The organism is Verrucosispora sp. SN26_14.1 (assembly GCF_004307965.1).
Classification (GTDB): Bacteria; Actinomycetota; Actinomycetes; order Mycobacteriales; family Micromonosporaceae; genus Micromonospora.
In genome coordinates this window covers 1-8,541 of sequence record NZ_SISL01000255.1, presented here as the reverse complement: position 1 = coordinate 8,541, position 8,541 = coordinate 1, and the positions used below count along the sequence as shown (strand labels likewise).

The following is an 8,541-nucleotide window of genomic DNA, read 5'->3' as shown; positions in this document are numbered from 1 at the left end:
AGAAGAGACAGGGTCCGGCGGGCCGGTTCACCGGGGGCTCGGCCGGCGGGCCGGGTCCGGAGCACGCGATCGTGGTCGACCTCGGGTACGGCGACGCCGGCAAGGGCACGGTCGTGGACTGGCTCTGCGCCACCCGGCCGGTGCACACCGTGGTCCGGTTCAACGGGGGTGCGCAGGCGGCGCACAACGTCGTCCGGCCCGACGGCCGACACCACACCTTCGCGCAGTTCGGTGCCGGCACCTTCCACCCCGGCGTACGCACCCACCTGTCCCGGCACGTCGTGGTGGACCCGCTGGCGCTCGCCGCCGAGGCCGACCACCTCGCCGCCGTCGGGGTGCCCGACGCGTTCGACCGGTTGACCGTGGACGGGGCGGCGCTGCTGGCCACCCCGTACCACCGGGCCGCCAACCGGGCCCGGGAGACGGCCCGGGGAGCCGACCGGCACGGTTCCTGCGGGCAGGGGGTGGGCGAGACCGTCGCGTACGGGCTCGCCCACCCCGACGAGGCACCCCGGGTCGCCGACTGCCGCGACCCGGAGGTGCTGCGCCGACGGTTGACCGCACTCCGGGACCGGCTCACCGCCGAACTCGGGCCGCTGGATGCCCCACCGGTCGCGGACTGCCTGCCGGCGTACCGGGCCTTCGCCGAACGGGTGGCGATCGTCGACGGCTCCTGGCTGGCCGGGGCGCTGCGGGCCGGGCCGTGCGTGTTCGAGGGCGCCCAGGGGGTGCTGCTGGACGAGTGGCACGGCTTCCACCCGTACACCACGTGGAGCACCACCACCTTCGCCAACGCCGAGGCTCTGCTGGCCGAGGCCGGGCAGGGCGGATCGGCGCTGCGGATCGGGGTGCTGCGGACCGTCACCACCCGGCACGGTCCAGGACCGCTGGTCACCGAGGACCCGTCGCTGCCGCTGACCGACCCGCACAACGCGACGAACCACTGGCAGGGCCGCTTCCGGTTCGGCCACTTCGACGCCGTCGCGCACGCGTACGCCCTGGCGGTCGCGGGCGGGGTGGACGGCCTGGCGCTGACCCACCTGGATCTCACCGAACGCGATCTCGACCTGCGCATCTGCCGCCGCTACGACGGCCTGGACCGGCTGGTCCCGGGTCCGGCCGGCGACCTCGACCGGCAGGCCGCGCTCACCGCCCGCCTGCTGCGGGCGCGCCCGCTCTACGACGCCGGTCCGGCAAACTGGCCCGAGATGATCGGCGAGGCGCTCGGCGCTCCGGTGGTGCTCACCTCGCACGGCCCCACCTCTGCCGAGAAGCACGTTCGTAAGGAAGGGCACCTTATTAACGCCTGGTGTAGAGGAAGGGCCCCTTCCTAACAGTCCGTGCCCTGAGCATGGAGACATGGAGGCCGCGCTCGACCTGCTCCGACAGACACTCACCTCACCCTGGGTGTACCTGCTGATCTTCGGGCTCACCGCCGTCGACGCGTTCTTCCCGCTGGTGCCCTCCGAGGCGGCGGTCATCAGCGTCACCGTGCTCGCCACCGGCGGCGAGCCGAACCTGGCGCTGATCGTCGTGGCGGCCACGCTCGGCGCGACCGTCGGAGACCACATCTCGTACGGGATCGGACGCGGTGGTGGGTCGCGCCGGCTCGACCACTCACCGGTGGACAGCCGGCGCCGGGCCGGTTCGGAATGGGCCAGGCGGGCGGTCGACCGGCGCGGCGGCGTCATCCTCATCGCCGCCCGTTACGTCCCGGGCGGGCGGACGGCGGTCACCCTGGCCATGGGCGCCGTCCGTTACCCGCTGCGCCGGTTCTTCCTCTTCGACCTGATCGGCTGCGCCTCGTGGGCGGTGTACTGCGTCCTGCTCGGCATCTTCGGCGGACTCGCCTTCGAACAGCACCCGCTGCACGGCATCCTGGCCGGCATCGGGCTCTCGGTCTCGGTGACGCTGCTGGTGGAGCTGATCCGCTGGCTCCGGCACCGGGCGCACCGGCGGGCGGCGAGCGGTGCGGACGGCGGCTGTTAACAGGGGACCCCGCTACTACCGCAGGCGTTAATAAGGTGCCCTTCCTTACACCTCGGGCGGGTGCCAGCTCACGCCGCGCAGGAGTTGCCCGGCCCCCAGCCAGGCGGCGTTCATCATCCGGGTCGCGGTCTTCTCCGGGTCGGCGTCAGGGTGGTCCGCGAGCCAGTCACCCAGCGACTCAGTCGCCCCGACCAGGGCGTACGCGACGACTTCCAACTCGGTCTCGGCAGCGGTACGTCCCTCGGCCCGCAGCGCGTGGTCCAGCATCCCGGCGACCACCTCGACCATCCTGGCCCGCATCTGGGCCAGTTCCCGGGCGAACGGCTGCTCGGCGCGGGCCTGCCGGTAGAGCACCGACCAACCGTCCCGGTGTGCGCCGACGAAGCCGAAGAACGCCCGCAGGCCACGCCAGAGTCGTTCGTCGGCGGGCAGGTCGGGGACGGCCGCCCCGGCGATGGCCTCCATCATCCGGGTGCCCTCGCGGTGCAGGCAGGCGACGAAGAGTTCTTCCTTGGTGCCGAGGTACGCGTAGACCATGGGCTTGGAGATGCCGGCGTCCTCGGCGATCTCGTCCATGCTGGCGCCGTGGTAGCCGCGCCGGGAGAAGACCCGCACGGCGGCGTCGAGCATCTGCTGCTCGCGTACGGCCCGGGGGAGGCGCTTGAAGGCGGGTGTCGCGGACACCTTGCGAGCATACCTACTGGTGCGTAGGGTTACGCCTGAGTAACCACTGTTCGAGAGGTGCGTTCCATGACTGACTTCGACCCGGCCAACTTCGCCAACATGGGCCCGAAGGAGTTCGCCCAGCTCGTCAAGAGCACCCCGGATAGCAAGCTCGCCGAGATCATGTCGGGCGACCTGCGCGGAAAGATCCTCGGCGAGGTCTTCCGGCGACTGCCGCAGATCTTCCGCGCGGACCGGGCCGGTTCCACCAACGCGGTGATCCACTGGAACATCACCGGCGCCCCCGACGGCGGCACCGACACGTACGAGGTGGTCATCGCCGACGGCACCTGCACGGTCAACGAGACCCCGCAGCACGAGCCGCGACTGGCCCTGACGCTGGGCCCGGTCGAGTTCCTGAAGATCGTCTCGGGTGGCGCCAACCCGGTCATGATGTTCATGACCGGCAAGCTCAAGGCAAAGGGTGACCTGGGGCTGGCCGCCAACATCGCCAACCTCTTCGACATCCCCAAGGCCTGAGATGGTCGAATTCTCGCTCGACCTGAACGAGGAACAGCGGGATCTGCGCGACTGGGTGCACGGCTTCGCCAGCGAGGTCGTGCGCCCGGCCGCCGCCGAGTGGGACGCCCGGGAGGAGACTCCCTGGCCGGTCATCGGCGAGGCGGCCAAGGTCGGCCTCTACGGCTTCGAGTTCCTCGCCACCTGCTGGGCCGACCCCACCGGGCTCTCGCTGCCGATCGCCAGCGAGGAGCTGTTCTGGGGAGACGCCGGCATCGGGCTGAGCATCTTCGGCACCTCGCTCGCGGTCGCCGCGATCTATGGCAGCGGCACACCCGACCAGCTCGTCGAGTGGGTGCCGCAGTGCTTCGGTGACGTCGACTCGCCGGCGGTCGCCGCGTTCTGCTCCTCCGAGCCGGAAGCCGGTTCGGACGTCTCCGCGATGCGGACCCGGGCCGAGTACGACGAGGCGACCGACGAGTGGGTGCTGCGCGGCCAGAAGGCGTACGCCACCAACGGTGGGATAGCCGCCGTGCACGTGGTGACCGCCTCGGTCGACCCGGAACTGGGCTCGCGAGGTCAGGCCGCGTTCGTCGTACCGCCCGGCACCGCCGGCCTCTCCGCCACCCGCAAGCTGCGCAAACTCGGCCTACGGGCATCTCACACAGCGGATGTCTTCCTCGACGACGTGCGGGTGCCCGGCCGGTGCCTGCTCGGCGGCCGGGAGGCGCTGGAGGAGCGGCTGGCCCGGGCCCGGTCCGGGCAACGCGCCTCCGGCCAGGCCGCGATGCGGACATTCGAGCTGTCCCGACCCACCGTCGGCGCCCAGGCGCTCGGCGTGGCGCGGGCCGCCTACGAGTACGCCCTGGACTACGCCCGGGAACGGGTCCAGTTCGGCCGCCCGATCATCACCAACCAGGCGGTCGCCTTCGCGCTCGCCGACATGAAGACCGAGATCGACGCCGCCCGGCTGCTGGTCTGGCGGGCCTCCTGGATGGGCCGGAACAACCGGCCGTTCACGGCGGGCGAGGGGTCGATGTCCAAGCTCAAGGCCGGCGAGGTGGCGGTAGCGGTCACCGAGAAGGCGGTCCAGTTGCTCGGCGGGGCCGGCTTCCTCCGTGACCACCCGGTCGAGCGGTGGTACCGCGACGCCAAGATCTACACCATCTTCGAGGGCACCTCCGAGATCCAGCGCCTGGTCATCTCCCGGGCGATCTCCGGGATGCAGATCCGCTGACGTCCGGCCGTCCGACACGGACGGCACCCGGCCGGTGCTCCGTACGTGAGCGCCGGCCGGTTCGACGTGGGCGAACCACCCCGCCAGCAGGCAAGATCGGAAGGGTGGGCATCGGGCTGCGGAAGGAGAACTCCGGGCATGGGACTGCCGTTCGTCGTCACCACGTTGACCCGGCGGGGCCTGCTCACTCCGGGCCGGCCAATCCGGGTGGCCGCCCAACTCCACGCGCTGCGTACCTGGGGTTGGAGTCTTGCCGGTGAACTACGTCAGGCGGCGGCCCGCGATCCGGACCGGATCGCGATCGTCGACGAGCACGGCACCGAACTGACCTACGCCGACCTGCTCGACCGCTCGATGCGGCTGGCTCGCGCGTTGCGCGCCGGTGTCGGTGTGCAGGCCGGCGACCGGGTCGCCGTGCTCTGCCGCAACCATGCCGGACTCGTCGAGTCGATCGTCGCCGCCACCCTGCTCGGCGCGGACGCCGTACTGGTCAACACCGGTCTCTCCGCCGCGCAGTTGGCCACCGTGGCGCAGGAGCAACGCATCCGGGTGCTGGTGCACGACGACGAGTTCACCGAGCGCACCCTCGGGCTCCCCGCCGACCTGCACCGCCTCGACGAACGGGCCCGCGAGGACCTGATCGTCACCGCTCTCGCCGGTGAGCTGCACCCACCCGACCGTGACGGCCGGATCATCGTGCTCACCTCCGGCACCACCGGGACGCCCAAGGGCGCCCGCCGGCCCATCCCCAACGGTTTCGGTCCGTTGGTGTCCATCATCGACCGCATCCCGATGCACGTCCGGGACCGCGTCCTCATCGCCGCGCCGGTCTTCCACACCTGGGGGTACGCCGCCCTCCAGGTCTGCTTCGCGTTGCGGGCCACGATCGTGCTGCACCGACGGTTCGACCCGGCCACCACCCTGGACGCCCTGGTCCGGCACCGCTGCCAGGCCCTGTTCGCGGTGCCGGTGATGCTGCAACGGTTGATGGAGGTGCCGGCGCCGGATCCCCGTCCGCCGCTCTCCGTGGTGGCCGTCAGCGGATCGGCGCTGCCCGGCGGTCTCCCGGCAGCCTTCATGGACACCTACGGCGACGTGCTCTACAACCTGTACGGCTCGACCGAGGCGTCCTGGGCCTCCATCGCCACCCCCGTCGACCTGCGTACCGCGCCCACCACCGCCGGACGGCCACCGCACGGGACCCGGCTCGCGATCGTCGACGACGACGGCGAGCCGGTGCCCAGCGGCCGGGTCGGCCGGATCCTGGTCGGCAACGACATGCTCTTCGAGGGCTACACCTCGGGCGCCGACCGGGAACGCCACGACGGCCTGCTGGACACCGGCGACCTGGGCCGGATCAACGCCGACGGACTGCTCTTCGTCGACGGCCGAGCCGACGACATGATCGTCTCTGGTGGGGAGAACGTCTTCCCGGCCGAGGTGGAACAACTCCTCGCCCACCTCCCACAGGTACGCGAGGCCGCCGTCATCGGTGTCCGCGACGCGGAGTACGGCCAGCGGCTCACCGCGTTCCTCGCGCTGCACCCCGGCGAGACGCTCGACGCCGAGGCGGTCCGCGAGTACGTGCGGCACTACCTCGCCCGGTTCTCCGTCCCCCGCGACGTCGTCTTCGTCAAGTACCTGCCCCGCAACGCCACCGGCAAGGTGCTCACCCGGGAACTACGCCGCTACTACGGCTGACCGCTCCCGCAGCGTCAGCTGGCCAAACGGCCGGCATCGAGCAACTTTGGCACCTTAAGTTCGATAGGTCTGAATGTTCATGGGATTCTCATTCGTCTCGTCCCGTTGACCACATCCCATCGCCCTCTGTCTAATTGGCGACAGCGATGAGTCCGTCCACAGTTGACTACGGGGGAGGAACGACGAATGGCATCCACGAGCCGTGACGAGGAGGCCGACCAGGGAGAGAGGGCACGGGAACATCTGCATCCTGTGCACGCCACCTATCTCACCACTGCGATGGCGCTCCTGACCGTGCTGCTGTTGGCGGTTCTCGGCGGTTGCAGCAAGACCGACGGTACGGCCATCGCCGGGATCGCGGCGGTAGGAACGATCATGACGGCCGCGTTCGGCGTCGCCGCCGTGTATGCCCGCCGACCGTCCGGCCCCCGGTCCGGCAGCCGTCGTGACGACACGCCGGGGCGATGACCGGCAGCACCCCGCCTGGACGGATGGCAGAACACGTGTATCCGAGATGCTGGATGTAAGGAGGGGTCCCCTGCTAACGCCTACGGCATAGCAGGGGACCCCTCCTTACACGACAGCTCAGCGTTCGCTGACACGACCTATCGCGGCGGCGACTCCGCTGACCCGGTCGGCGAGCAGGCCGAGCGCGCCCACCGCGCGGTCGACCGGATCGTCGCCACCCCCGCCCAGTGCCTTCGAGCGCTGGAAGGCGTCCTTCACCTCGACCCACCGGGCGGCCTGTTCCGGGGTGAGCCGGCCACGCAGCTCGGCGAGCTTGAGCAGGTTCGCCTCCGCACCCGCCGCGAGCGTCTGCGCCTCGCCCAGGTAGTGGTCGTCGATCACCGCCTCCAGCTCCTCGTCGGTGAGCACCGGCACGATCCGCTCGGCGAGCTTGTTCATGTTCCGGTAGGAGCCCTGGAGCTGGAACTGCGGCTCGGTGCGGGCGTCGTCGGACTGGGCGGCCGAGGCGATGTACGCCTGGTTGTTGGCCAGCACCACCTGCTGCACCCGCAGCATCTTGCGCAGCACCGACACCATTTGTTCCAGCTCCACCGGCTGGTACGGGTGGGAGAGCTGGTCGGCACGGACCGAGTCGTCCCCGCGTGCCATCCGGACCAGCAGCTCCAGGTCGCCCCGGTCCCGCCCGGAGAGCGGTGCCAGCACCGGGTTGGCGGTGAGCGCGTTCTCGATGTAGCTGAGCGCGAACGCCTCCTCCCGCCCGGAGAGCACGTCACCGAGGTTCCACACGTCGGCCCGGTTGGCGAGCATGTCCGGGATCCGGAACCGCTTCCCCGACTCGGTGTACGGGTTACCGGCCATGCAGACCGCGAACCGCTTGCCGCGCAGGTCGTACGTGCGGGTGCGGCCCTCCCAGACACCCTCCATCCGGCGCTGCCCGTCACAGAGCGAGATGAACTTCTGCAACAGCTCCGGGTTGGTGTGCTGGATGTCGTCCAGGTAGAGCAGCACGTTGTTGCCCAGCTCCAGGGCGAAGGAGATCTTCTCGACCTCCTGCCGGGCGGTGGCGTCGGGCGCCTCGGCCGGGTCCAGCGAGGTGACCTTGGTGCCCAGGGCCGGCCCGTTGACCTTGACGAAGACCAGTCCGAGTCGGCTGGCGACGTACTCCATCAGGGTCGTCTTGCCGTACCCGGGCGGTGAGATCAGCAGCAGCAGGCCGGACTGGTCGACCCGCTTGCCGTCGCCGGTGGCACCGAGCTGCCGGGCCAGGTTGTCGCCGATCAGCGGCAGGTACACCTCGTCGAGCAGCCGGTTGCGGACGAAGGCGTTCATCACCTTCGGCCGGTACTCCTCCAGCCGCAGGCGGTCCCGCTCGGCGTCCACCAGGGCGTTGCGTCGCCGCTGGTAGTCCCGGTACGCGGGGACCAGGTCGGTGCGGAACGTCCGGGTCCGGGCCAGCATCTCGTCCAGCCGTACGTCGAGCGTGGAGCCGTCGATGCGGGGGTGCGCGCCGAGCAGCCCGCCGACCGTCTCGGTCATCGTCGCCGTGCTGTCCTGCCGGGCCGGCTCCGCACCGCACAGCTCGACGGCGACCGCCTCCGGCAGGTCGTACCCGGACAGGTTGCCGTCGTCGGTGGCCAGGAACGCGGTCAGCCACGCCTCCACCAGCTGGTGACGGCCGGCGAGGTCGTCACCGAGGGCACGCAGGTCGTCGTCGAACTCGCGGGACGACCGCGACTGCGGGCCGCCGAGTGCCCGGCGGAACCGGTCCAGCAGGGCCCGCGCCCCGCCACCGGTGACGAACCGCACCGGCGGTGAGGACAGTTCCTCGAACAGGTACTCGCCGGCCACCGCCGTCCCAGCGGGCGGCACCGGGAGTCCGGCGGACCGCAGGAACGTCTCGGCCGCCTCGGCGAGCTGCGCGCCGAGCCGGTCGGCGGCGTCCTCCCCCTCGGGACGGCCGAACC

Annotated in this window: 8 protein-coding genes; 6 read left to right on the top strand and 2 right to left on the bottom strand. The window is 71.0% G+C overall.

Annotated elements, in window-relative coordinates:
• Positions 1-68: 68 nt before the first annotated feature.
• Positions 69-1,334, top strand: coding sequence for an adenylosuccinate synthetase (locus EYA84_RS20690; RefSeq protein ID WP_131054699.1), 1,266 nt, complete (start codon positions 69-71; stop codon positions 1,332-1,334).
• 25 nt (positions 1,335-1,359) lie between these two features.
• Positions 1,360-1,989 carry a DedA family protein gene (locus EYA84_RS20685; protein ID WP_131054697.1) on the top strand — a complete coding sequence of 210 codons (630 nt, stop codon included), beginning with the start codon at positions 1,360-1,362 and terminating at the stop codon, positions 1,987-1,989.
• A gap of 45 nt (positions 1,990-2,034) precedes the next feature.
• Here the strand turns inward: EYA84_RS20685 and EYA84_RS20680 are convergent, their stop codons facing one another.
• Positions 2,035-2,673 carry a TetR/AcrR family transcriptional regulator gene (locus EYA84_RS20680; protein WP_176092258.1) on the bottom strand — a complete coding sequence of 213 codons (639 nt, stop codon included), beginning with the start codon at positions 2,671-2,673 and terminating at the stop codon, positions 2,035-2,037.
• A gap of 66 nt (positions 2,674-2,739) precedes the next feature.
• On the opposite strand from EYA84_RS20680, the gene EYA84_RS20675 reads away from it, so the two are divergent.
• The 4 genes from EYA84_RS20675 to EYA84_RS20660 all read left to right on the top strand — a co-directional run bounded on the left by EYA84_RS20675 (position 2,740) and on the right by EYA84_RS20660 (position 6,577).
• Positions 2,740-3,192 (top strand): SCP2 sterol-binding domain-containing protein, encoded by a 453-nt coding sequence (locus EYA84_RS20675; protein ID WP_131054696.1) that lies wholly within the window; start codon positions 2,740-2,742, stop codon positions 3,190-3,192.
• A 1-nt stretch (position 3,193) separates the two neighbouring features.
• Positions 3,194-4,408, top strand: a complete 1,215-nt coding sequence (locus EYA84_RS20670) for an acyl-CoA dehydrogenase family protein (RefSeq protein WP_131054695.1) — start codon at positions 3,194-3,196, stop codon at positions 4,406-4,408.
• Positions 4,409-4,546: 138 nt separating this feature from the next.
• Positions 4,547-6,109 carry an AMP-binding protein gene (locus EYA84_RS20665; protein WP_131054694.1) on the top strand — a complete coding sequence of 521 codons (1,563 nt, stop codon included), beginning with the start codon at positions 4,547-4,549 and terminating at the stop codon, positions 6,107-6,109.
• Between the two features lie 186 nt (positions 6,110-6,295).
• Positions 6,296-6,577: a hypothetical protein gene (locus EYA84_RS20660; RefSeq protein WP_131054693.1), complete on the top strand. Its 282-nt coding sequence runs from the start codon at positions 6,296-6,298 to the stop codon at positions 6,575-6,577.
• Positions 6,578-6,694: 117 nt separating this feature from the next.
• Here EYA84_RS20660 and EYA84_RS20655 read toward each other — a convergent pair.
• Positions 6,695-8,541, bottom strand: a 1,847-nt coding sequence (locus tag EYA84_RS20655) for an AAA family ATPase (protein ID WP_131054692.1), incomplete at its 5' end; no start/stop codon positions are given.